Below are 23,723 nucleotides of genomic sequence, written 5' to 3'. Positions count from 1 at the left end.
ATTATCTTTGAAGATTATAATTTTACAAATTTAGCAAAAAATAATATGTTCACAGGAATTATTGAAGCAGTAGGAGTTATTGAAAAAATACAGGAGAACGGAACGAATATAGACTTTACACTAAGTTGCTCTTTTACGAGCGAATTGAAAATAGACCAAAGTCTTGCCCATAATGGCTGTTGTTTAACAGTTGTTGAGATTAAAGACAATCAATACGTCGTTACTGCAATTAATGAAACTTTAGAAAAAACAAATCTAGGAAACTGGAAAGAGGGGAGTGTTGTAAATCTTGAACGTTGTATGATGATGAACGGAAGGCTTGATGGACACATTGTACAAGGTCACGTAGATAAAACCGGAGAAATTGTAAGCATCGAAAATAAAGATGGCAGTTATTTTGTTACTGTAAAATATAATTCAGAAGGTAATTTTGTTACAGTTCCTCAAGGTTCAATCACAGTAAATGGAATTAGTTTAACGGTAGCTAAGAGTGAAGATTTTCAGTTCTCTGTAGCAATCATCCCTTATACATGGGAATTTACCAATATGAATACTCTTCAGGTAGGCAATAAAGTCAACTTGGAGTTTGATATTATAGGTAAATATATTTCAAAATTAGTTAATAGGCAGAATGGCATTTAATAAATATAAAGGATATAGTTTGAGAAACCGAGTATTTTTCGGTTTCTTATTAATATGTCTTTTAAGTGTTGTAGCTTCTTCGCTTGTGCCTTATTTTGTTTTACGAAATAATGCGCTTCAACAGAGTAAGATTGATATGCAGAATAAAACGAATGCGGTTATGGCATATTTCGATTATGCTTTGAGCCGCTCTTCTGTTCAAACGAGTGATCTTAAAAAAATTTTGAGCAGTAAAATTTTTGAAATTGCCGATATCAATCAACACGATATTATTATTTATGATTTAAAAGGTAATTATTTACTTTCTAATAAAGAACAAAATCAGGTTGATCGAAAGAAAATTCCGATTAAAATTGTTAACAGCATTCTTTCCAAGGAAACGAGATATGATATTCGTGGTTATGATGAAGATAAAGATGCGGTTTACACTTCATCCTATTTAGTCCTTAAAAATAATAACTGGGAACCAATCGGAATTATCTATATACCTCTCTATCACAACGAATCTGCTTATATGGATGTGTTACATAAATATGTGATTTACATTCTTCTAGTGGATCTTTTAATTATTATTTTCAGTATTTGGTTAAGCTGGGTTACTTCTAATAATTTAGCTAAAAATATCACTAAATTTTCTGATATGATTACGCGAATCACTCTTTTTGAGAATGAAATGCGCCCAATCAAATATTATAAAAATGATGAATTAAATGCTTTGGCAAGAGCTTATAATCGAATGATTCTTCAGATTCAGGATCAGAAAGAAAGACTTCGTTTTAAAGCATCTGAAGAAGCTTGGCGTGAAATGGCAAAACAGGTCGCTCATGAAGTGAAGAACCCTTTAACTCCAATGAAACTGACGATTCAAAATTTTGAGAGAAAATTTGATCCAAATGATCCGAATGTTACTGAACGAGTGAAGCAAATGAGCAAAACGATGGTAGATCAGATCGATGTAATTGCAACGGTTGCTTCTGCATTTTCTGAGTTTGCAAAACTTCCCGAAAAAAACAACGAAGTAATTAATTTAAATACTGAAGTTGATGATATTCTAAGAGTTTTCAATGATGATCAGATATTTGTTCATGCCAATAAGAGCAATATTATGATTACGATGGATCGTGTTTTTCTTTCACGAATCATTACCAATTTGGTTACCAATGCGAAGCAGGCACAAAGTGACGATAGAGATCTTTTGGTAAATGTCGATATTGAACAGCATCAAAGGAGGGTCATTATTTCTGTTCAAGATAATGGAATCGGAATTCCGGAAGATATGTACGAAAGAATTTTTGAACCTAATTTTACTTCCAAAAACAGTGGGATGGGACTTGGTTTATCAATGGTTCGAAAAATGGTAGAAGATTACAAAGGTGAAATTTCTGTGAAATCCGAAGTCGGAAAAGGTTCTACTTTTACGATCACTTTACCTACAAATTTATAGTGAAATCTTTTAAGTTTAAACAATTTGAAGTTCAACAGTCAAAAAACGTCTTCCGTGTGGGAACAGACGGTGTTTTGTTGGGTGCTTTAGCAAATGTCGGTGATGCTTCAAAAGTTTTGGAAGTAGGAACGGGAACGGGTTTAATTTCTTTAATGCTAGCACAAAGAAATTCTTCTACACAATTCTTAGGAATTGATATTAATGAGGAAGCGGTGAATCTTACTCAGGTTAATTTTGAAAATTCTCCTTATAATTCAAGGTTGAAAAATATTCATCAGGATTTTAAAAGTTTTGAAACCAAAGAGAAATTTGATTTAATTGTTTCAAATCCGCCATATTTTGAAGAATCAGATTCTGAAAAAGATAAATTGGCGCGGCAAACGGTCGAATTGAATTTCCAACAATTAATTTCAAAATCTTCAAAATTGCTTTCTGAAAATGGGATTTTATCAGTAATTATTCCTTTTGAAATTGGTGATAATTTTGTTGAATTGGCTCGTGAAAATCACTTATTTTTAATCCGAAAAATCAATATTAAAGGAATAGAAAATTCAAAAATAAAAAGATTGGTTCTGGAATTTTCATTAACCGAAAAAGACTTGAAAGAATCTGAATTTACTATAGAAAAAAGTCCGAGAAAATACTCGGACCAATATCTTGAACTCACCAAAGAGTTTCATGTATTTAAAGAAGTTGGAGATTAGATTTTACAAATTAGTGTTTTCTAAATCTCTTAATTTCTAAATCTTTCAATCAAATTTATTCGAATAATTCTGCTGTATCTAAAACAGATACTTTCCCATCCTCACATCTGATTGCTTCTCCCGGAAAATTTTGAATCATGTGATAATCATGAGTTGCCATTACAACTGCTGCGTGATTATCTTCGGCAACTTTTTTAAGAAGAGTCATAATTTCGTTAGAAGTTTCTGGGTCAAGATTTCCTGTAGGTTCATCCGCTAAAATTAAATCTGGATGATTTAACAGAGCTCTTGCAATCGCAATACGTTGCTGTTCTCCACCAGAAAGTTCGTGTGGCATCTTATGCTTTTTGCCTTTCATATTTACACTTGAAAGAACTTCGTTGATACGGTCGTCCATTTTTTGTTTGTCACTCCATCCTGTAGCTTCCAAAACAAATTTTAGATTTTTTTCAACTGTTCTGTCAGACAATAATTGGAAATCCTGAAAAACAATTCCCAGTTTTCTTCTCAAATTTGGAATGTCTGAAGCTTTTAATTTAGCCAAATCAAAACCAACAACTTTTGCCTGTCCTGCAACCAACGGAATGTGCCCGTAAAGAGTTTTCAGCAATGAGCTTTTTCCCGAACCTGTTTTCCCGATAAGATAACAGAATCTTCCTTTTTTGATATTAAGGTTGACGTCAGAAAGTACCGTGAAGTTTTTTTGGGCAATCTTTGCATTTTGCAGACTTACGATGCTGTCTCCCGTGATATTTGTATGTGGCATAATTTGATTTTTATGAGGCTTTTCAGAAAGCAATTTTTCAGATTTTAAAAATAAAAAAAGATATTCTATAAACCTAAAAAATTAGTATATTTTAACAACAAAAAATGCCTGAAAAAGTACTTTTCAAGCATAATCTGTATATTGTAACTAAAGAATTATCTTTTAGCTCTTGCAGAACTGATAGATAGACTCTTTCTACCTTTAGCTCTTCTCGCTGCCAAAACTCTTCTTCCGTTTGGCGTAGACATTCTTTCTCTGAAACCGTGCTTGTTTCTTTTCTTTCTTTCTGATGGTTGGAATGTTCTTTTACTCATTACTATATGTTTAAGTCGTAATTATCTATTAATTTTCAGGTTGCAAAGATATAGATTTTTTTATTAGATGCAAATATTATACATCTTTTTTTAATTTATTCGACAATGCCTTTTAATGTTAAAGGATAAATCGTATCAAATTTTGAAATAGTTTTATTTGTTACTAAAAATATTTGCTTTACAGTTAATCCTTGGTCTTTATATTTATTAGGATTATAGTTGGTTTCAACTGTAATAGTATCATTACGAAGATAGAATCCTTTTTTTACATTGCTTATTGTACAATCACATCCATCAAGTACATCATATACTTTTAATGAATCGTGCATTTTGTTAACATATTTGAAAGTATAGTTTTTTGTCGAAGTATTTTTTTTCTTTAATATTCCAAAATCTACGGTAGTACCATCTTCTTTGTCTTTTATAATTAACGTGGTGGTTGTTTCGTGAGTTGCAAACCCAATAATTATAAGAACCAATATCCCTATGATTATATATAAATATTTTTTACTCATTCTTTGTTTTTTTTATGTAAACCTCTAACCCCATCATCATATTTACAAAACTGCTTTTACGTGGATTTTGACCAGCTTTTGATCCCCAATCTCCATATAACCTTTCATAAGTAAGCTCTTCTTCTGATGATGTAGTATATCTAATAGAGGGACCTAATTTTTTATCATTAAATTCATTTGGAAGCCATTTCATGCTTACAAAAATACCGTTTAGAGGAAAAGGAATTTTTAGTTTTTCTACATTTACAATTGCTTGTTTTCTGCTTTTATCCGAAGGTGTATAGATTATTTTACTTTTGTTAAGTTTCATTTTGGGCTTACCTGTAAGAGAGTCTATAGTATAAAAATTTATCTCGACATTAGTATTTCTTACATCAGTATCGGTTTTATGTAAATATAAAGTCACATTACTTACAAAGCCTTTTTTTTCTAAATCATTTTTAAATTTTAGCCCCATTTCCCAGTTGGGGTATGGTATGAATCTTATATTTGATTGCTTTTTAAGCGCAAAATTATAGTTTACTTTCTTGTATTCTTTTTCGTTAAAGACTACAGTTTCAATGTCGTATACTCTCTCCAAAGTTATTTTATGGTTGCTTTCTTTAAAGTCTTTCATAAGAATATCTTTTCTTAGATGACCGGATTTGTTAAATGATATAGTATCTAGTTCTTTAGCTTTAGGAATTGAAAAATAACCATTATTATTAGTATAGGTTATTGTTTTATTATTTAGGCTAATGACTACATCCTTTATTCCTATTAAGTTTTCATTAGAAACGAATCCCTGAACATCTTGACAAAAATAACTTCCAAAAATAAAAAAGAGAATAAGTTTTAATAGTTTTTTCATTGAATATTTTAAGTTGCTAATTAGAGATTTTATATAAATACTTGGTATTGTAATATAATAACAATACCAAGTATTATTTTTTACTCTACTGAAGCTGAGATGTCTGTTGATGGTTTGTCACAACCAGCAACTTCAACCGTATTCCATTGGAAAAGCCCAAAGAAAGCACGATGATGTTCTACTCGCATATAACATTTTGTTGAAGCGTCCCAATATAAACAGCTTGTTCCGTTTGGTCCTACATATCCATCTTTTGAACATGCGTTGACGTTATTAATTAACGCAGATCCTCCTAAAGTTAACAATATTGTCGCTGTAAAAATCATTTTTTTCATTTTTTAAAATTTAATGTTTTAATCCCTACTTATTCAATTTTTATTTCACTTTGAAATTTTTAATCTTTCCTTTCCGAGGGAGGCTTCAGGTTTTCCTACCTTTTTGAAATATTATTAACTCTTTTATTTTTTTACATCGTTCTTTGCTATCCTTTTAAAACGCAACGTGAAAAATAATAAAGGCGAATAGTATTTACAAATGTTTTGAATTTTTCAATCGACGTTGAAAAATAATAATTGCTAGATTTGAGTTTTTGTTTTATAACTTAAATATTGTTATAAAAAAAGAATTTTGGTATTTTGTAACTGAGGATATTTTCATCATTAGTATTGTTTAGTTATTGTGTTTTTATTGATTAGTAACAAATGTAATAATTAATTTTAAAAAAGCAAAAAAATGTTTAAGAACTTGTAAATGTTATCTAGATTAAAAACCTTTATCTTTGGAAACTCAAATTTAAAGAAAATGTTTACACCTGCAGAACTTTTAGAAATCAATACATTGCTTGTTCCGGAAAATAAAATTGTAATTCTTACCCATTATAACCCGGATGGAGACGCTATTGGATCTAGTTTAGGTCTGAAACATTATCTGAAAGCTAAAGGTCTGGAAGCTGAAGTTGTCGTTCCCAATGATTTTCCGAAGTTTCTGAAATGGATGCCTGAAGCAAAGAAAAATATCATTGGTGAATACAAAAGAAAGGTAGCTTTTGATAGTATTAATGAAGCAGATGTAATTTTCTGTCTTGATTTTAATTCTCCTGCAAGAATCGGACTTTTAGGTGATTGGTTGATGAGAGCGAAAGCCAAGAAAATTCTTATTGATCACCATCAACAACCTGAAGATTTTGATTTTGTGTATTCTGACACAATTATTCCGGCAACTTGTCAGATGGTTTATCATTTTATTGAGGCAATGAATGATGAAGATTTGGTTAATAAAGATATTGCAGAATGTCTTTATACAGGAATTATGACCGATACAGGAGGTTTCCGTTTCCGCTCTACAAGTGCGACGACGCATAGAATTGTTGCTAATTTAATTGAAAAAGGCGCAGATCCTTCTGTGATTACTTCAAATACTTGGGATACGAATACTGTTTCACGTATGCATTTACTGGCTTTAATTTTAGGTAGAATTGAGGTTGTGAATGACGGAAAAGTTGCTGTTTTATATTTAACGAGAAAAGAACTTCAGGAATATGGTTTCCAGAAAGGAGATACAGAAGGTTTTGTAAATTACGGACTGAGTATTGTTGGGGTAAGAATAGCAGCGTTTTTCATGGAAGATTTGTATGAGGATTTCATTAAAATTTCTTTCAGAAGTAAAGATGATGTGGATGTGAATCAGTTTTCAAGAAAATATTTCAGTGGAGGAGGTCATATCAACGCAGCTGGAGGAAAATCAATGGAATCTTTACCAGATACAATCGAAACTTTTAAAAGCAGAATTGCAGAAGAAAATTTGTAATTAAATTTTTCTGTAACCTCTTTCTTCAAGGTTATTACAAGTATATTCATAAACTTCCTGAAACATTACATCAAGAAATTTCTTGTTGAATAAACTGAATTTTGTCATTTTCGGAGGATCTAAAAAAATATCACAATGAGTTGCCTTAGAATAAACAGATTTGGCAATCGCTAAGTGCAAGATACGGTCAAACTCTTTCATTAAACTCATGTTTTCCAATCCGTCATAGCTGATAGAATTGACGTGTGAAGCAATTAGAAAATCACATTTATCAATGATGGGCTCAATCGGAAGATTATCTAAAACTCCGCCGTCAACATAAATTTTTTCACCAATTTTTACGGGTGGTAGAACAAAAGGTACACTCGAAGATGCTAAAAGTGGTCCGAAAAGTTCACCTTCAGAGAAAAAATCTACAATACCATGAGTCATTTCTGTAGCTGTAACGTAAACCGGAATCTTTAAAATTTTAAAATCATCTTCAGGAAAATGATCATTAAAAAGTTTTAGAATAAATTTTGAACTGAAAATTCCGTTTTTAGAAAGCTTGAGATATGAACGTGAAAAAAAAGTGGTCTCATGGACAATTTTCATCATTTCATCAGGAGTTTTTCCGAAAGAATAAAACGCTCCAACGATTGATCCTGCGCTTGTTCCGGAGATAATGTCGGGTTTCAAATCGTATTCTTCTAAAGCTTTTAGAACGGCAATGTGGGCAATTCCGCGCATTCCGCCGCCGGAAAGTGTAAGTCCTATAATCGGTTTCTTTTTTTTGAAAGAGAATAAACCCATTGAAAAATTTAAGCCTTACTAAGATACAAGATTTATTTTAAAACCTTGTTAATTCTGTTTTGTGTTGATTTTAAATCTGAGCTTAGGCGTTACAGTAAAAGTTTTTTAGGCAAATGATGAAGAAGTTCGGTGTTAATAATTTCGGCACAAATTGCAGGTTTTTCCCAATGCCCGTTATGCCCGCAATCAAGAACATAAGATTTGATATTGGTACGATCGGGAAGATTATTGATTGTTTTATCAGTTTTTACGGCATTGTCGTGCTTTCCTGCTAAAACTAAAATTCGACACTCTAAATTTTCTAAAATATGTTTTTTATCGGTTCTTTCCACCATACCTTTTACACAGGCTAAAGCTCCAAGATTGTTGGTAGAAAGTGCAACTTCTAATGCAGTTTCTATTTTTCCTTCCAAAACATCTCTTTCATTAGGATTAAATAAATTAGGAATTCCGGCTTTCGCGTAATGTGCAAAAGCATCTTTTATAATTCTGTAGCTCTTAATGCGCTGCTCTTTTTTCTCGGTATCATCCGAAAAATAAGTGGAGAAAAATAAAGTCAGACTTTTTAAATATTCAGGAAATTTTTCAGCAAACGCTAACGAAACATAACCACCCATTGAATGACCGAGCAAATGAATTTTATCTAAATTTTGATGGTCTAAAACTTTTTTAACTTCTTCAGCCATCATTTCCATAGTGTGAACTTCCGCTAGAATATCTGATTTTCCATGTCCTGGAAGATCTATTTTTAGAAGAGTAAAATCTTTGGATAGTTTTTTTTCAAGGTCGCTCCATATCGAAATATTTTCCATAAAACCATGAAGCAGAACCAATGTCTCTTTTCCTTCGCCTTTTTTTTCAAAATTGAGCATAATCTTAAAATTTTAATATTGAATGTCGATATAATCTACAAATCCTGAACCATTTACCATATCCTGAAGTCGGTAGGTTTTTCCACCGTCTTTAGATGCAAATGTTTTAGTGCCTTTTCTTGTGTACGGTTTTCCGTTTTCAGGTATTTTTTGAGTTATTTCGCCTGTGAAATTCATGTATTTAGCAGAAACGACCTGTACAAAACCTTTTATATTTAGAGAATTATTTCCAGATTTAATGTTTCCTGAAACATTATAATTATCTCTTTCGCCTTCAATTTTTTTGAAATCTATGTTTCCTGTAATTTTATTAAAGTTTGAAGTTTCGTAGGTAAATTTATGACTTCCGTTAAAATCTTTGAAACGGTTTTCACTGTTCTTAGCTTTAATACTGTCGTTGATTTTTGTTCTTGCAGCATTGATAGAATCTACAATTTTTGTGCTGTCTGATTTATTCTCAACAGTTGTTGTTTCTTTTTTTGAACACGATAAAGTAAGAATGCCGATACCTGCTAAAACTAAAATTTTTTTCATCCTGGTTTGAAATTTATGCTCAAATTTATATAAAAAAAGAGCATTATAAAAATGCTCTAAGGTTTTATTTTATTACGTTTTCGTAAACTTTCTTTTCCCAGGGTTTGATGTCGCTTATTCCGTATCGTTCTTTTTTAGAGATTGAAATATTATCCATCATATCTACGAAATTTTTGTAATTCGCATCATCAGTTGGTTTTACAATAATGGTGAAAATTTCTTTTTTCGGAGCTTTTTCATAGGCTTCAGAAATAATTTTTGAAACATTTAAGCCATTATAATCTGTTTCTTTTAAACCTGTTTCCTTCAAATCCTTTTCATTACTTTGATGATAGAAAATTCTGTTGTTTTCACCAATGATGAACGTGATTTGATTACGTTGGTCAATATCATAGTTTGTGGGAATAGGATTTGGATCTTTTGCGGGCAATCCTAAATCCATCACATTGGGTTTTGAGAAACTTGATGTGAACATAAAAAACATCAGTAATAAAAAATTTAAATCGACCATCGGAGTCATGTCGATTTTGACGTTTTTCTTTTTTTGCTTGCCTCCGGATTTTTCTTGGGTAATAACTTCAGCCATAATTCAGTTTTTTAAATGTTGAACAAATTTTTAGAATCAATGAAATTTTATTTCACTTTAAATTGATTCGATGCAAAGTTTATACCTAAATTTTCATTTTAGTGTTAAATTGTTAGAATTGTTGTTTGTCTTGTTAATTGATTTGTGTTTTAATTAAAAAAGCCTTATCAAAATGAATTGATAAGGCTAGAATTTATAATTGAACTGTCTTATTTATTATTCTTAAAATAATTAACACCACATTCCAAGAATTTTTTAAATTTCTCTTTTTCCATATAACCGGAAACAGGTGTATTAATTACTTTTCCATCGGGAGTTAAAAGAACATAATGCGGTTGCGAATTATTATTAAAATTAGCCGTCTGGAATAAGCTCCATCTATCTCCAATTGTTTTTACTTTTTTTACTTGTCCGTCTCCCAAATCAATTTTTGTTTTTTGATCTTCTGGAAGCTCTTCTTTGTCGTCAACGTAAAGAGAAGCAAGAACAACATCGTTCTGCAGGATTGGTAAAATATCTGGCTCACTCCAAACAAATTCTTCCATTTTACGACAGTTTTCACAACCATAACCAGTGAAGTCAATCAAAATTGGTTTGTTTTCCTTTTTTGCTAATTCGATAGATTTAAAGAAATCATGTTCAGGATGCATTCCCAAAATTCCATCTTTTTCGTCATGGAAATAACTTACATTTAATGGAGGTAAAATCCCACTCAATAATTGCAGTTTCGGGCGTTCAGCAGGAATTAATCCCTGAATTAAATAGACTACAAAACCAATCCCCAAAACTCCGATGATCTTTCTTGTAACAGAAATTTTTGGTTTCTTATCATCATGAGGGAATCTTATCAATCCGAATAAATAAATAACCAATCCAATGGCAACTACAATCCAGATTGCGATGAACAATTCTCTTTTAATTAAGAATGTTTTAGAAACTAAATCTGCTTTTGATAAGAATTTTAAAGCTAAAGCCAATTCCACAAAACCTAAAACCACTTTCACAGTATTCATCCAACCTCCAGATTTTGGAAGACTCTGTAAAGCTTGCGGAAATAATGCTAATAATCCGAAAACAATCGCCCAAGCCAATCCGAAACCACCCAAAGCAAATGTCAACAACATCGGAACGTTTGCCGAACCAGTAATCGCACTTCCTAGTAAACTTCCCAAAATTGGACCTGTACAAGAGAAAGAAACAATTACTAAAGTTAAAGCCATAAAGAAAATACCAATCATTCCGCCTGCTTCTTCAGCTTTTGAAGATTTGTTAGCAATCGAACTTGGTAAAGTAATATCGTAATATCCAAAAAAGCTTCCTGCGAAGAAAATAAAGATGATGAAGAAAACGATATTCAGCCAAACGTTGGTAGAAATTTCGTTGAAAATATTTCCGGCAATTCCATCGATTAAATGGAAAGGAAGACTTAATAAAACAAAAATCAAAAGAATGAAAAACCCATAAATCAAAGCGTCTCTTTTTCCTTTTGCAGGATTTTTATTTCCTTTTGTAAAGAAAGAAACCGTCAACGGAATCATCGGGAAAACGCATGGCGTCAACAAAGCGATTAAACCACCAATAAAACCTAATAAAAGATAAGTCCAGTAATTTTCAGCGATTTTTGATGAACCGGTTCCGCAATCTGTTAAAGGATTTGCGATGTCGATTGATGCAATTTTTAATTGCTTAGGATCGAGTTTGGGTGTATCAACAACGGTAATTTTTCCAGTTGAAGGATTTTCTACAAGTGTTTCAGTAGTTTTTACAGAATCTTTCGCAGATTCTGCCTTTCCATCTACAACTTCTTCTGTTACTCCGGTTGGTGTAATTTTTTTATTGAATTCTAAAGTATTCGGAGCAAGACAAACTCTGTCATCACAAGTCTGATATGTAATTTCAGCAACTAAATCTCCAGCTTTTGTTGGATCTTTTAGTTTGAATTTTTGTTTGAAACCAGCAGAATTGGAATAATAAATAATCGTCCCGCCGAAAGCTTCAGAAAATTCCTCATGCTTTTTTCCTATTTCCTGAAACTTTCCAATTAATTCTATATTTTTTCCTGAAACAACATATTCTGTGGGAATTCCTGTATCTTCCGGAATATCTCTTGAATAAATATGCCATCCGCTTTCCAAAGTTGCATTCAGAACAGCTTCGTACTGATTGTTGCCAAGGTCATTGACTGCGAATTTGAATTTTACGGGATTTTTGATTTGTGCATTGATTCCTGTTGCCAAAAACAGAAGAATCAGTAAAAACCAGTTTTTAAATTTCATTTTACTTTTGATTAAAAATTGTGAGAACCTTTTGAGTTTTCTCATCTTTTGCGTATCGCCGATCTTGTCTGAACGGAATAATGCCCAAAACAGCGTCATTTCCATCTGTCAGAAGCCAGATTTTTTGCTTCGCTAAAATAGACAATTTTTCGTCCTTAAAAAACTTCGAAACTTTCTTTTTCCCCGAAAAACCGATAGGGTAGAATAGGTCTCCTTCTTTTTTTGCACGAAGTTTCAGCGGATGTGTAATTTTTTCGGCATCAAATTCCCAATTCAAATCTTTATTGATTTCGTCGATGATTTCAATATGATGAGAAAGATTGATGCTCGGTTTTTGATTCGATTCTGTGGTATTAGTTAAAAATATTTCTTCCTGAATTTCAGTGTTTGAATTTAATTTAATGAAAATCAATTCGTTTCTATTGATAATTAATTTAAATTCTTTTGAATGAAATGAACTTCCTGTTTCTGCGGTGAAGATTTTCTGAATTTCTTCGGGTTGATTGAATCCGTATTTTTTTAAAATTTCAAATTGAATAAAATCCGTTTCCTGATTCAGTTTTTCTTTATTTAAAATAATCTTTTCTTCAGATTTGATTGAAATATTTTTTTCAATTTCATTGATTTGTTGATTGACAAAATCTTTAGTTTGATTTAAAATTAAAATGCTTTTTCTGAAATTTTCTAAAAACTGTTCGTTGGTTTCTGAAAGTTTCGTAACAATTTCATTTCTGATTTTATTCCTTAAATAATCACTTTTTTTATTGGATAAATCTTCTCGGAAATCAATTTTATTTTCTTCAGCAAATCGGTAGATTTCTTCTTTTGAAAAATTTAGCAATGGTCGAAGAATATTGTTTTCATTTACTGGAATTCCACTTAAGCCATTAATTCCTGAAGCTTTTGAGAGATTGATAATAAATGTTTCTAGTTGGTCATTTAAATGATGAGCAGTAACTAGAAAATCTAAATTTTCTTTTAATTGAATCTCTCTGAAAAATCTGTAACGAAGTTCTCTTGCCCAAAGCTGAATAGAATTTTCAGGCTTTTCATCTTTCTTCGAAACTTCATATAAATGAAATTTAACATCATTTTTTTTGCAGAAATCTTCCACAATTTTCTGATCCGAATCTGAATCTTCTCCACGAAGTTTGTAATTGATATGCGCAACCTGAAATTTGCAACCTGAAATTCGTAACTCATTAAACAGAAACGCTAAAACCATAGAATCTGCGCCTCCGCTTACTGCCAAAAGATAGGTTTCATTGTCAGAATTTTTTACAAGATTTTGAAGCTGTTTTTCGAAAGCGAATGGTGAAAGCATCATGCTTAGAATTTCTTTTGGACAAAGATAGGCCTATTTATTAAAATGAATTTTGTTACCTTTGAAATCGTTTAAAAAGTTTATTTATGAAGATTTTTAAAATTTTGATGGCTTCGGCAGTGGTGTTGGGAATGACATCTTGCGTAAGTAAGAAGCAGTATGATGCCCTAAGTGGCAACTACAAACAGTGTATTGAAAATATTGGTGAAAGACAACGTGAAATTCAGGATCTGAAAGGTCAGAACTCTACGTTAACTGCGGAAAACAACCTATTAAAAAGTCAGCATGATGCTTTGAAATCATCTTTGGATGCATGTCTTTCAAATACAGGAAAAAGCTCTGCGAATATTGATAAATTGGTTGGAGAAATCAATTCTTCAAACTCTTATATCAAGCAGCTTATTTCGGCAAATGCTAAAAATGACAGCTTAAATTTAGCTTTATCAAACAAACTGAAAAGATCTTTGGATAATGTAACAGATCAGGATGTTCAGGTGAAAGTTCTTAAAGGTGTGGTAATGATTTCATTATCAGATAAATTGTTGTACAAAACTGGTGATTACAACATTTTACCTGCAGCTCAGGAAGTTTTGGGTAAAGTAGCAAAAGTGATCAACGATTACGATAAATATTCTGTATTGATTGAAGGTAATACAGATAATGCACCATTAAGCTCTGCAAACTTGCCAAGAGATAACTGGGATCTTTCTGCATTGAGAGGTACAGCGATTGCTAAAGTTTTACAAAGTCAATTTGGTGTAGATCCTGCAAGAATTACAGCAGGTGGTCGTTCTGAGTACAATCCGAAAGCGACAAACATGAGTGTTACAGGAAGAGCTGAGAACAGAAGAACTGAAATCATCATTATGCCTAAGCTTGATGAATTCATGAAATTAATGGATATTACTCCTAAGAAATAATTTCTGATTTCAATAGAAATAAAAATTCCGATAAGCAATTATCGGAATTTTTTTATTGTGTTTTGTCAAACTACATCTTCTTTTTTGAGAAGCAATATAAGTTGATCTAAGAAATTACTGCGCTTTCTTTTTAGGGTTTTGTGTTGTGCGGAAGAATTAGTTTTTGTGTTCTGTTTAGTTTCTTTCGCTGATAATAATTTTATTTTCACCATCTTCATTATAGTATTTTTACCTCCTGTCAGTTTCGTTGCAGTGGTGCAAAGTTAACGGTGAATGGTGATTTTGGCAATCCGTGTTTTTACGGTATTTTTTTTATCGGAGTTTTAATTTTCCTTAAACACACCGATTTATTTTAATTAAATTTGAACAAATAAAAAAAATAATGAGCTTTTTTGAAGAAAAAAATTCTGAAATGGATAGGTATTTAGAAAATCATGCCTCATCAGAGCCTGATATTCTTAAAAAATTGAGACGGGAAACTTTTCAGAAAACTACTCAGCCACACATGATTTCCGGTTATCAGCAAGGAAGACTTTTAACGATTATTTCTAAGATGCTAAATCCTAAAAATGTTTTGGAAATAGGAACTTTTACAGGATATGCAACGCTTTGTCTTGCGGAAGGTTTATCTTCGGAAGGGAAAATTACGACGCTTGATGTGAATGAAGATTTAGCTTATTTACCAAGAAAATATTTCTCTGAAAGTGAATATTCAAGTCAGATTGATTTTAAAATTCAGGATGCAAAAGAGTTTTTAAGAAATACGGATGAGTTTTTTGATCTTGTTTTTATTGATGCTGATAAAGAAAATTACGCTGAATATTTCAGATTAATTAAACCAAAAACAAAATCAGGCTCTATTGTTTTGTTTGATAATGTGCTCTGGTACGGGAAAGTTTTAGAAGAAAATCCTAAACAAAAATCTACGCAGATTATTAAGGAACTTAATGATTTGGCGGCAAAAGATGAAGATTTTGAAAATCTTATTTTACCTTTGCGAGATGGAGTAAACTTTCTTCGCAGAAAGTAATTAAAAAATTAAAGAATTCAGAGATTTAGACATTAGAAAGCATTGATTTTCTTAATTCCTAAATTTCTTAATCTCCAAATTAATACAATGAATAAAGGAATTTGTATCGTGACTGTTGCGCCTGTTCGTGCTGAAAATTCGGACAGAGCAGAAATTGTGACCGAAATTTTGTACGGTGAAAGTGCAGACATTTTGGAAGTCAATAAAAACTGGACGAAAATTAAAATGCACTATGATGGCTATGAAGGTTGGATGGATACCAAACAAATCAAACCTGTCACAGAAGAATATCTTGCTAACAGAAAAGTAACTTTAATTACGGAAGATTTTTCTTCGGTAATGACGCTTGACGGAAAAACATTGCTTTCAATGGGTTCTGAGGTAGAATTTCCTGCTGTTGCGTCAAGAAGAAGTCATGATTTACGTGAAAGTATTGCTTTAACGGCAAAAGAATTCCTGAACATTCCTTATTTGTGGGGTGGGAAAAGTTTTTTTGCGGTTGACTGCTCAGGTTTTGTACAGTTGGTTTACAAAATTCATAATATAAAAATGCCTAGAGATACTTATCAACAGGCGGAAGTTGGTGAAGCTTTAAGTTTTGTTGAAGAAAGCCAGCCGGGAGATTTGGCATATTTTGAAAATTCTGAAGGAAAGATTATCCACGTCGGAATTATGCTTGAAAACCAAAAAATCATTCATGCTTCAGGAAAAGTAAGAATTGATACATTGGATTCCAGTGGAATTTTCAATAAAGAATTAAACAAACACACTCATAAATTAAGAGTCATTAAAAGCGTTCTTTAAATCTTTATGGGAAGTACAGTTTTAATAATTTTAGATATTCTGAATTTGTTATTGGTTCTGTTTTTATGGAGCTATACATTTAGAACGTATAAAAAACTTCCTGAGAAAATTCCGACTCACTTTGATTTTGAAGGAAAACCTGATCATTTTGGTAAGAAAAAATTTGCTTTCTTACTTCCAATTTTATCAAGTATTTTCTTTGTAGTCTTCTTTTTCATTACTCAAAATCCTGAAAATGGAAATTTCCCGATAGAACTTACGAAAGCTAATTATGAAATTCAATATTTCATTATGACTCTTGTGATGAAATGGCTTCTGCTCTTGGTTTTGCTTCTATTTTTAAATCTTCAGGATTATATTTTTAGATATAGCTTTAACCCTGATTCAAAAGCTAGAGTTCACATCCTATTGTTCATTCCCATTATTTTTGTAAGTGTAATGGCTGCGATTATTACCGCATATATTTATAAATAAAAACTATATATTTTTTTAAACTAAACATGAAAACCACGAAAACATTAGCTCAAATTTCAAGTTCAAAAGGTTTCCAGCTTTCGGAGATTTTGGTGAGTTGGCAATATTACACGGAAGAAACCGTAATTCTTGCTTATTCTGAAATTAAAAGAAGAGGAATTCAAATTAATGAAGAAATCGAAAAATTAATTACAGCGTTTTCAGATGCGCAAGGAAAACCTATTTCGCAACTTGAAACCGAATTGTTTGAAAGTAAAAATGTTGCAAATTATCAGGAGTATTATAATTCTTTACCTACCTATTCTGAGATTTCAAATGAAGAAAGTCACAAGCTTGAAAAATTGAGACGTGACCAAATGTTTCAAAGACAGGCTATGGAAAAGAAAGATGCTAATAAAGACGTTCTCTATGGTGGAATTTGGTTTGTTGGTGGTCTTGCTGTTACACTCGTTTCTGTAGCAAGCGGAAAAGGAGGTTTTATTGCTTACGGAGCCGTAATTTTTGGAGGAATTCAATTCTTTAGAGGTTTAATGAAGAGTTAATGGCTTTTTTATATTCCATATTTATATATCTTCTCATTTTCGGAATGAAAGTTTTGTCGTTGTTTAATGATAAAACTAAAAAAGGCGTTGAAGGAAGAAAAAATTCTTTAGATATTGTAAAATCTTCATTTTCAAAATCTGATAAAGTTTTGTGGATGCATGCTGCAAGTCTTGGAGAATACGAACAAGGGCTTCCTGTTTTAGAAAAATTAAAAGAAAATTTCCCTTCTCATAAAATTCTGATTACTTTTTTTTCGCCTTCGGGTTACGAAAATGTAGTCAAGAAAAAACATATTGCAGATGCAGTTTGTTATCTTCCTTTTGATGAAAAAAATACAGTTAAAGAATTTGTTTCTCAGTTTGACTGCGAATTGTTTTTTACTGTAAAATATGATTATTGGTACAATCTTTTGGCTGAACTTAAAAATAGGAATGTAAAAACTTTTGTGATCTCTGCTTTGTTTTATGAAAGTCAGTCTTTCTTTACGAGTTATGGTAAGTGGTTTGTGAAACAATTAAAAGAAAATATAACTTGGTTTTTTCATCAGACTCAGCATTCCTACGTTTTGGCTAAAAGTATTGGTCTACTAAATTCTTCGGTAACCGGAGATACGCGATTTGATAGGGTGAAACACTTGAAGCTTCGAAATAATCATGTTGATTTTGTTGAAGAATTTATTGGAAGTAAAAAAACAATTGTCCTTGGAAGTTCATGGCAATCTGAAGAAAAAATCGCTAAAATTATTTCAGAAAATAATTCTGATTTAAAAATAATAATCGCTCCACACGATTTAAAAAGAGTAGGGAATTTAAAAGAAATTTTTCCTGAAGCTTTATTGTACAGCGAATTGAAAAACTCTCAAGTTTCTGAACTCTCAAACTCTCAAATTCTAATTATTGATAGTATCGGACTTCTTTCCAGACTTTATTTTTACGCAGATATTGCAATAGTTGGAGGAGGTTTCCATGATGCGGGACTTCATAATATTTTAGAAGCGGCAACTTTCGGTGTTCCTGTAGTTTTTGGAAATCAGTACAAGAAAAATCCTGAAGCGGATAACTTGATTTCGGCTAAAGGAGGAAAGTCTTTTGAAGATGAAAATTCGGCAGTTAAATTTGTTTTAAACTTAATTACAGATAAAAAACAATTAGAAGTGATGTCTGAAAATGCAGAGAAATTTGTTGCTCAACAACCCGATTCATCAAAACTAATTATTGAAAAGATTTTATCACTTTAGAAATCCTTGATTCTTAATATCTTTTATAATTAAATCAAAATGATCTGGGATTCTATCTGTATTAAACCAATTAAAATCGATTCCGTTGTTGATGAAAAGTTTTTCAAGATAAATGTTGCCTGTAACTCTTTCATGGCTAACTGAAAGATATTCATCAATTTCCATCCAATAATCTTCGTCTATTTTTTTAGTTAAAGTTAAGGCTTTCACTATTTTATTAATGATATAAAGGTAAAGTTTGTAAACATCATTGAATCTTTGTCTGCTGAGTTTATCGTTACTTTCAAGAATTTCATTGATTAATAAAAGGTTCAAACTGATGTCGCCAAATTTATCGCTGGTTACTTTTACGTGCTCTGTGATTTGTGCACTTATTTTACGGATAAGTACAATAAAATATTTTTGATTACTGATGTATTTTGAAGCATATTCTACTTTTTCTTTAATCAAATCTTCCATTGCATCACGCTTTTGATCAACGGTTTCTTCATCGATTAATTCGAAATATAATTTTTTAGATAAAATTTCATCTTTTCTCAATAATCTGAAAATCAATCGGTCTTTTTCAACCGTTGAAAGCTGACTTAATGCTGCTTTAAATTCTTTAGAATACTCCATTAATTAAATATTTTCGAATACTTCATAAATCCGTTCAATGCCCAGTTTGTTGTATAATATAAGGATTTTAAAGTCGAAAATCCCATGAAATCTTTATAGACAAGATATTGATCTTTCACAATGTTTTGTTTCTTTCTTGAAATGCTGTTTTCCCGCATTCTGTATTTTGCCATCGTTTTGGGAAGCGGTTTTCCTACGGGAATTTTTTTTAATAAATTCAACCACATGACGTGATCTTCTCTTTTACTTCCTTCTGGGAAAAACTCCTTTCCAACTCTTTTAGAATCGTACATGGAAGAAAGAAGGGAAAGTCTGCAGGTTTTCAATAAATTATTAAAAGTAACTTCTTTGTCAGCTTTAAAATCTTCAATTTTCGGAATTAAATTTTCATCACATCTTGCATAATTTGAGTAAGCAATTTCGGCATTTTCTTTCTTCATGAAGTTTACCATTTCTTCAATGAAATTGGGCTCCCAAAAATCATCGGCATCCAAAAAAGTGATAAATCTTCCGTTAGCTTCTTCTAAAGAAAGATTTCTTGCATGACCTGCACCACCGTTTTTTTCTGCAATAATCAGTTTTATTCTGGAATCTTGATGTTTTTGAATGATTTCAACAGAATTGTCGGTCGATTGATCGTCTGTAATGATCCATTCCCAATCGGTAAAAGTTTGATTCATTACCGAGCTTATTGTTTCTTCCAAAAAAGGAGAAGAATTGTAACAGGGCGTAATGATTGAAACTTCTGGCATGTGTTTTTTTTACAAATATAAGGGTTTGATAATAGAGTAATGTCAGTGAATTTTTAAGAAAATGTAAATTATAGTTCAAAATTCAAAAAAAATGATTGAAATTTTAAAAAAAGTCATAATTTTAAGCCTTGAAAAATTTGATCTATGAAGAAATTAGCATTTATTGCAGGATTATCATTATTAGCTTTTACAGGATGTAATGACGACGATACGCCGGAGCAGGTGTTTCCTCTTGTTGGAACGTGGTCACCAACCAAAGAAGTAAGAACGTCGGTTCCAGCTAGTGGAGCAGGTGTTTCTGATGAAATTGTTTACACAGATTGTCAAAAAGAATCAAGATGGGTGTTTAATGAAAATATGTCTGGGCAAAGAACCAATAAAGATTTGGCGGGTACAACTCCAACTTGTTCTACAATTTCTCAGCGTAATTTTTCTTATATTTATAGTGCTTCAGAAAAGAATTTTGAGATCAAATACCAAGGAACTGTTGTTTCAGATAAAGGAAAAGTGACTTTATTGGATGCTCAAACTTTAAATCTTAAAATTGAAGATACTACAGATCCTACAGTTTATAAGTCTACAACGTATACATTCAAAAGAATTGCTCAATAACAAAAGTTATTTACCAAAATATACAATCTCATCGTAAGGTGAGATTTTTTGTTTAAATAATAGATTAGATTTAATTCAAAATCAATTTCCATTTCTTTTAAATTCATTATTTTTGTGAAAATTAGGATTAGGATTTAAAAATCTAATATCTAATATCTAACATCTAATATCTATAAATAAAGTGTTTTACGATCATCAGCAGATAGAAAAAAAGTGGCAGAAATATTGGGAAGACAACCAAACTTACAAAACTTCCAATAACACAGACAAACCTAAATTTTATGTTCTCGATATGTTTCCGTATCCATCCGGAGCAGGACTTCACGTAGGTCATCCTCTTGGATATATTGCGTCCGACATTTATGCGAGATATAAAAGACACCAAGGTTTCAATGTTCTCCACCCGGTTGGTTACGATAGTTTCGGACTTCCTGCTGAACAGTATGCTATTCAGACAGGGCAACATCCTGCGATTACAACTGAACAAAACATTACGAGATATGAAGAGCAATTAAGAAAAATTGGTTTTTCATTTGACTGGAGTAGGGAAGTGAGAACTTCTGACGCTTCTTATTATAAATGGACACAGTGGATTTTTATTGAATTGTTCCACTCTTGGTATAATAAAGATACAGACAAGGCAGAATCGATTTCGACTTTGATTAAGCATTTTGAAGAAAAAGGAACAGAAGGATTAAATGCCAATCAAAATGACGAATTAAATTTCACTGCAGAAGAATGGAAATCTGCTTCTGAAATTGATAAAGAAGATATTTTATTAAATTACCGTTTAGCGTACAGAGCGGAAACAACTGTAAACTGGTGTCCTGCATTAGGAACAGTATTGGCAAACGACGAAGTAAAAGACGGAAAATCCGAAAGAGGAGGTTTCCCTGTTTTCCAAAAGAAAATGATGCAGTGGAGCATGAGAATTTCTGCTTACTCTGAAAGATTATTACAAGGATTAAAAACTTTAGACTGGCCACAACCCTTGAAAGATTCTCAGGAATACTGGATCGGAAAATCTCAAGGTGCGCAAGTTAGATTTAATGTTGAAGGTCATGATGAAATCGTTGAGGTTTTCACAACAAGACCTGATACAATTTTCGGAGCGACTTTTATGGTATTGGCTCCGGAAAATCCTTTAGTAGAAACAATTACTACGGCTGAACAAAAAGCTGAGGTAGATTCTTATATTGAAGAAACTTCAAAGAAAACTGAGCGTGATAGAATGGCAGACGTGAAAAACGTTTCGGGTGCTTTCACTGGAAGTTATGCGGTCAATCCGTTCAGTGGAGAAAAAATGCCGATTTATATTTCAGATTATGTTTTGATGGGTTACGGAACGGGTGCTGTAATGGCTGTTCCTGCACATGATGAGCGCGATCACAGATTTGCAAAGAAATTTAATCTTGAAATTAAAAAAGTTGTAGAAACAGAAGAAGACATTCAGGAAAAATCTTTTGATTCTAAAGATTCTGTTTGTGTAAACTCAGACTTTTTAAATGGCTTAAATTATAATGATGCAAAATCAAAAATAATTTCTGAAATAGAAAACAAAGGAATTGGTCACGGAACTACCAATTACAGACAACGTGATGCGATTTTCTCAAGACAAAGATATTGGGGAGAACCAGTTCCTATATATTATAAGGATGGAATGCCTTATACATTGCCGACTTCTGCATTGCCTTTGGAACTTCCTGAAGTTGAAAAATATTTACCGACAGAAGATGGAGATCCACCATTAGGAAACTCTAAAACTTTTGCTTGGGACGAAGCAAATCAAAAAGTGGTTGCGACAGATTTAATTGATGATAAAACTGTTTTCCCATTAGAATTATCTACAATGCCGGGTTGGGCGGGAAGTTCATGGTACTTCCTTAGATATATGGATCCGAATAATGATGAGCTTTTTACTAATAAAGAATTATCAGATTATTGGGGACAAGTTGATTTATATATCGGTGGAAGCGAACACGCAACCGGTCATTTATTATATTCCCGTTTCTGGAATATGTTCTTAAAAGACAGAGGATATATTAATAATGATGAGCCTTTCCAAAAGTTGATCAATCAGGGGATGATTTTGGGAATGAGTGCTTTGGGTAATAGAATTTTTCTTGATCCGAAATATTATGAACTAAAAGATAAAACTCTTGAAAAGAAAAGATTGAATTTAGTAATTCCTTCAAAATATCTTAGTTTTTGGGAAAATCCAGATGGAAAAGAAGTAAAAGAAGTTTTTGTTATTGGTCAAAAAGATGAGAAAGAAGTTACTAAACAAATTCAAGAACAAATAGGAATTGAAATTGAAAAGTTTAGTGGTTTTTCTCCTCAAAGATTTCATATAAATATTTCTTTGTTAAAAGGTACAACAGACGAACTTGATATTGACGCATTTAGAAATGATGGACTTTATAATAAAGATTTTGCAGATGCTATTATAATTACAGAAAATGGTAAATATATTGTTGATCGTGAAGTTGAAAAAATGTCTAAGTCTAAATACAATGTTGTAAACCCGGATGATATCTGTAATGAATACGGAGCAGACGGTTTAAGATTGTACGAAATGTTCTTAGGTCCATTGGAACAATCCAAGCCTTGGAACACGCAAGGATTAAGTGGAGTTTATGGTTTCCTGAAAAAATTCTGGAATTTATATTTCAACGAAGATCAATTTAAAGTTTCGGACGAAGAACCGACGAAAGCTGAATATAAAGTTTTGCATACCTTAATAAAGAAGGTTGTTTACGATATCGAAAACTTCTCTTTCAATACTTCTGTATCTTCATTTATGATCGCTGTAAACGAATTACAGAAATTAAAGTGTAACAAGCGCAATATTTTAGAACCTTTAGCCGTTATAATTTCCCCTTATGCACCACATATTTGTGAAGAGGTATGGAATTTGCTGGGAAATAATTCTTCAATTGAGTTTGAAAAGTTCCCAATTTTGAATGAAGAATATTTAATTGAAGATGAAATTGAATATCCTGTAAGCATTAACGGGAAGATGAAATTTAAAATTGCCCTTGCTGCAACATTATCTGCTAAAGAGGTTGAAGATTTAGTGCTTCAAAATGAAAAAATGGGAGCTCTCTTGGAGGGTAAAACCCCTAAAAAAATCATCGTTGTGCCAAAAAAAATCGTTAATATTGTTATTTAAAAGAAATTTAACATTGGTAAAATCAAAATTTTAGGGTATTTATATTTTTGATTTTCTAACGTATTTTCTCAAAATGATAAAAATTAATAAAATATTTAAAAATAATTACGATATCGGAATCTTATCAAATTATCGT

At 31.8% G+C, this 23,723-nt stretch carries 25 protein-coding genes; 12 read left to right on the top strand and 13 right to left on the bottom strand.

Annotated elements, in window-relative coordinates:
• Positions 1–45: 45 nt before the first annotated feature.
• From OF897_RS17825 to OF897_RS17815, 3 genes are read left to right on the top strand one after another with little or no spacing between them, the layout of a single operon-like run.
• Positions 46–642: a riboflavin synthase gene (locus tag OF897_RS17825; RefSeq protein WP_267267027.1), complete on the top strand. Its 597-nt coding sequence runs from the start codon at positions 46–48 to the stop codon at positions 640–642.
• Positions 632–2,086: a sensor histidine kinase gene (locus OF897_RS17820; protein WP_267267026.1), complete on the top strand. Its 1,455-nt coding sequence runs from the start codon at positions 632–634 to the stop codon at positions 2,084–2,086. The genes OF897_RS17825 and OF897_RS17820 overlap by 11 nt, the downstream gene beginning before the upstream one ends.
• A complete protein-coding gene (locus OF897_RS17815; RefSeq protein WP_267267025.1) occupies positions 2,086–2,790 on the top strand; it encodes a tRNA1(Val) (adenine(37)-N6)-methyltransferase in 705 nt (234 codons plus the stop codon). The genes OF897_RS17820 and OF897_RS17815 overlap by 1 nt, the downstream gene beginning before the upstream one ends.
• A gap of 55 nt (positions 2,791–2,845) precedes the next feature.
• Here the strand turns inward: OF897_RS17815 and OF897_RS17810 are convergent, their stop codons facing one another.
• From OF897_RS17810 to OF897_RS17790, 5 genes are all read right to left on the bottom strand, one after another.
• Positions 2,846–3,556: a cell division ATP-binding protein FtsE gene (locus OF897_RS17810; RefSeq protein WP_267267024.1), complete on the bottom strand. Its 711-nt coding sequence runs from the start codon at positions 3,554–3,556 to the stop codon at positions 2,846–2,848.
• A 155-nt stretch (positions 3,557–3,711) separates the two neighbouring features.
• Complete coding sequence (rpmH, locus tag OF897_RS17805; RefSeq protein WP_034755721.1) at positions 3,712–3,870, bottom strand: 50S ribosomal protein L34; 159 nt, start codon at positions 3,868–3,870, stop codon at positions 3,712–3,714.
• Between the two features lie 95 nt (positions 3,871–3,965).
• Positions 3,966–4,385 (bottom strand): DUF1573 domain-containing protein, encoded by a 420-nt coding sequence (locus tag OF897_RS17800; RefSeq protein ID WP_267267023.1) that lies wholly within the window; start codon positions 4,383–4,385, stop codon positions 3,966–3,968.
• Positions 4,378–5,235 (bottom strand): hypothetical protein, encoded by an 858-nt coding sequence (locus OF897_RS17795; RefSeq protein ID WP_267267022.1) that lies wholly within the window; start codon positions 5,233–5,235, stop codon positions 4,378–4,380. The genes OF897_RS17800 and OF897_RS17795 overlap by 8 nt, the downstream gene beginning before the upstream one ends.
• A gap of 80 nt (positions 5,236–5,315) precedes the next feature.
• Positions 5,316–5,570 (bottom strand): hypothetical protein, encoded by a 255-nt coding sequence (locus tag OF897_RS17790; protein WP_267267021.1) that lies wholly within the window; start codon positions 5,568–5,570, stop codon positions 5,316–5,318.
• A gap of 466 nt (positions 5,571–6,036) precedes the next feature.
• On the opposite strand from OF897_RS17790, the gene OF897_RS17785 reads away from it, so the two are divergent.
• Complete coding sequence (locus tag OF897_RS17785) at positions 6,037–7,041, top strand: DHH family phosphoesterase (RefSeq protein WP_267267020.1); 1,005 nt, start codon at positions 6,037–6,039, stop codon at positions 7,039–7,041.
• Here OF897_RS17785 and OF897_RS17780 read toward each other — a convergent pair whose 3' ends face one another.
• The 6 genes from OF897_RS17780 to tilS form a co-directional block, all read right to left on the bottom strand.
• Positions 7,042–7,833 (bottom strand): patatin-like phospholipase family protein, encoded by a 792-nt coding sequence (locus OF897_RS17780; protein ID WP_267267019.1) that lies wholly within the window; start codon positions 7,831–7,833, stop codon positions 7,042–7,044. It lies immediately after the preceding gene.
• A gap of 89 nt (positions 7,834–7,922) precedes the next feature.
• Positions 7,923–8,705 carry an alpha/beta fold hydrolase gene (locus tag OF897_RS17775; protein WP_267267018.1) on the bottom strand — a complete coding sequence of 261 codons (783 nt, stop codon included), beginning with the start codon at positions 8,703–8,705 and terminating at the stop codon, positions 7,923–7,925.
• Between the two features lie 12 nt (positions 8,706–8,717).
• Positions 8,718–9,239: a hypothetical protein gene (locus OF897_RS17770; protein WP_267267017.1), complete on the bottom strand. Its 522-nt coding sequence runs from the start codon at positions 9,237–9,239 to the stop codon at positions 8,718–8,720.
• A 64-nt stretch (positions 9,240–9,303) separates the two neighbouring features.
• Positions 9,304–9,825 (bottom strand): ExbD/TolR family protein, encoded by a 522-nt coding sequence (locus tag OF897_RS17765; protein ID WP_267267016.1) that lies wholly within the window; start codon positions 9,823–9,825, stop codon positions 9,304–9,306.
• 209 nt (positions 9,826–10,034) lie between these two features.
• Positions 10,035–12,101, bottom strand: coding sequence for a protein-disulfide reductase DsbD family protein (locus OF897_RS17760; protein ID WP_267267015.1), 2,067 nt, complete (start codon positions 12,099–12,101; stop codon positions 10,035–10,037).
• Between the two features lies 1 nt (position 12,102).
• Positions 12,103–13,425, bottom strand: coding sequence for a tRNA lysidine(34) synthetase TilS (gene tilS, locus OF897_RS17755; RefSeq protein ID WP_267267095.1), 1,323 nt, complete (start codon positions 13,423–13,425; stop codon positions 12,103–12,105).
• An 86-nt stretch (positions 13,426–13,511) separates the two neighbouring features.
• On the opposite strand from tilS, the gene OF897_RS17750 reads away from it, so the two are divergent.
• From OF897_RS17750 to OF897_RS17725, 6 genes are all read left to right on the top strand, one after another.
• Entirely contained in the window at positions 13,512–14,345 is an 834-nt protein-coding gene (locus OF897_RS17750) for an OmpA family protein (protein WP_267267014.1), read from the top strand.
• Between the two features lie 382 nt (positions 14,346–14,727).
• Entirely contained in the window at positions 14,728–15,375 is a 648-nt protein-coding gene (locus OF897_RS17745) for an O-methyltransferase (RefSeq protein WP_267267013.1), read from the top strand.
• 87 nt (positions 15,376–15,462) lie between these two features.
• Positions 15,463–16,179, top strand: a complete 717-nt coding sequence (locus tag OF897_RS17740; RefSeq protein WP_267267012.1) for a C40 family peptidase — start codon at positions 15,463–15,465, stop codon at positions 16,177–16,179.
• Between the two features lie 6 nt (positions 16,180–16,185).
• Positions 16,186–16,653, top strand: a complete 468-nt coding sequence (locus OF897_RS17735; protein ID WP_267267011.1) for a DUF1648 domain-containing protein — start codon at positions 16,186–16,188, stop codon at positions 16,651–16,653.
• Between the two features lie 26 nt (positions 16,654–16,679).
• Positions 16,680–17,195: a hypothetical protein gene (locus OF897_RS17730; protein WP_267267010.1), complete on the top strand. Its 516-nt coding sequence runs from the start codon at positions 16,680–16,682 to the stop codon at positions 17,193–17,195.
• Entirely contained in the window at positions 17,195–18,433 is a 1,239-nt protein-coding gene (locus OF897_RS17725; RefSeq protein ID WP_267267009.1) for a 3-deoxy-D-manno-octulosonic acid transferase, read from the top strand. Before OF897_RS17730 ends, OF897_RS17725 begins: the two co-directional genes overlap by 1 nt.
• Here OF897_RS17725 and OF897_RS17720 read toward each other — a convergent pair.
• Together OF897_RS17720 and OF897_RS17715 are read right to left on the bottom strand one after the other, a co-directional pair.
• Positions 18,425–19,051 carry a deoxyuridine 5'-triphosphate nucleotidohydrolase gene (locus OF897_RS17720; RefSeq protein WP_267267008.1) on the bottom strand — a complete coding sequence of 209 codons (627 nt, stop codon included), beginning with the start codon at positions 19,049–19,051 and terminating at the stop codon, positions 18,425–18,427. The two genes, OF897_RS17725 and OF897_RS17720, sit on opposite strands and share 9 nt — an antisense overlap.
• Positions 19,051–19,803 carry a glycosyltransferase family 2 protein gene (locus OF897_RS17715; RefSeq protein ID WP_267267007.1) on the bottom strand — a complete coding sequence of 251 codons (753 nt, stop codon included), beginning with the start codon at positions 19,801–19,803 and terminating at the stop codon, positions 19,051–19,053. Before OF897_RS17715 ends, OF897_RS17720 begins: the two co-directional genes overlap by 1 nt.
• Before the next feature lie 144 nt (positions 19,804–19,947).
• On the opposite strand from OF897_RS17715, the gene OF897_RS17710 reads away from it, so the two are divergent.
• Both OF897_RS17710 and OF897_RS17705 read left to right on the top strand, forming a co-directional pair.
• Entirely contained in the window at positions 19,948–20,415 is a 468-nt protein-coding gene (locus OF897_RS17710) for a lipocalin family protein (protein WP_267267006.1), read from the top strand.
• A gap of 181 nt (positions 20,416–20,596) precedes the next feature.
• Complete coding sequence (locus OF897_RS17705; protein WP_267267005.1) at positions 20,597–23,587, top strand: leucine--tRNA ligase; 2,991 nt, start codon at positions 20,597–20,599, stop codon at positions 23,585–23,587.
• Positions 23,588–23,723: the final 136 nt, after the last annotated feature.

The sequence above is a fragment of the Chryseobacterium formosum genome (genome assembly GCF_026460885.1).
In the GTDB taxonomy this organism is placed as follows: Bacteria; Bacteroidota; Bacteroidia; order Flavobacteriales; family Weeksellaceae; genus Chryseobacterium; species Chryseobacterium formosus.
This window is presented reverse-complemented; position numbering and strand designations above follow the sequence as displayed.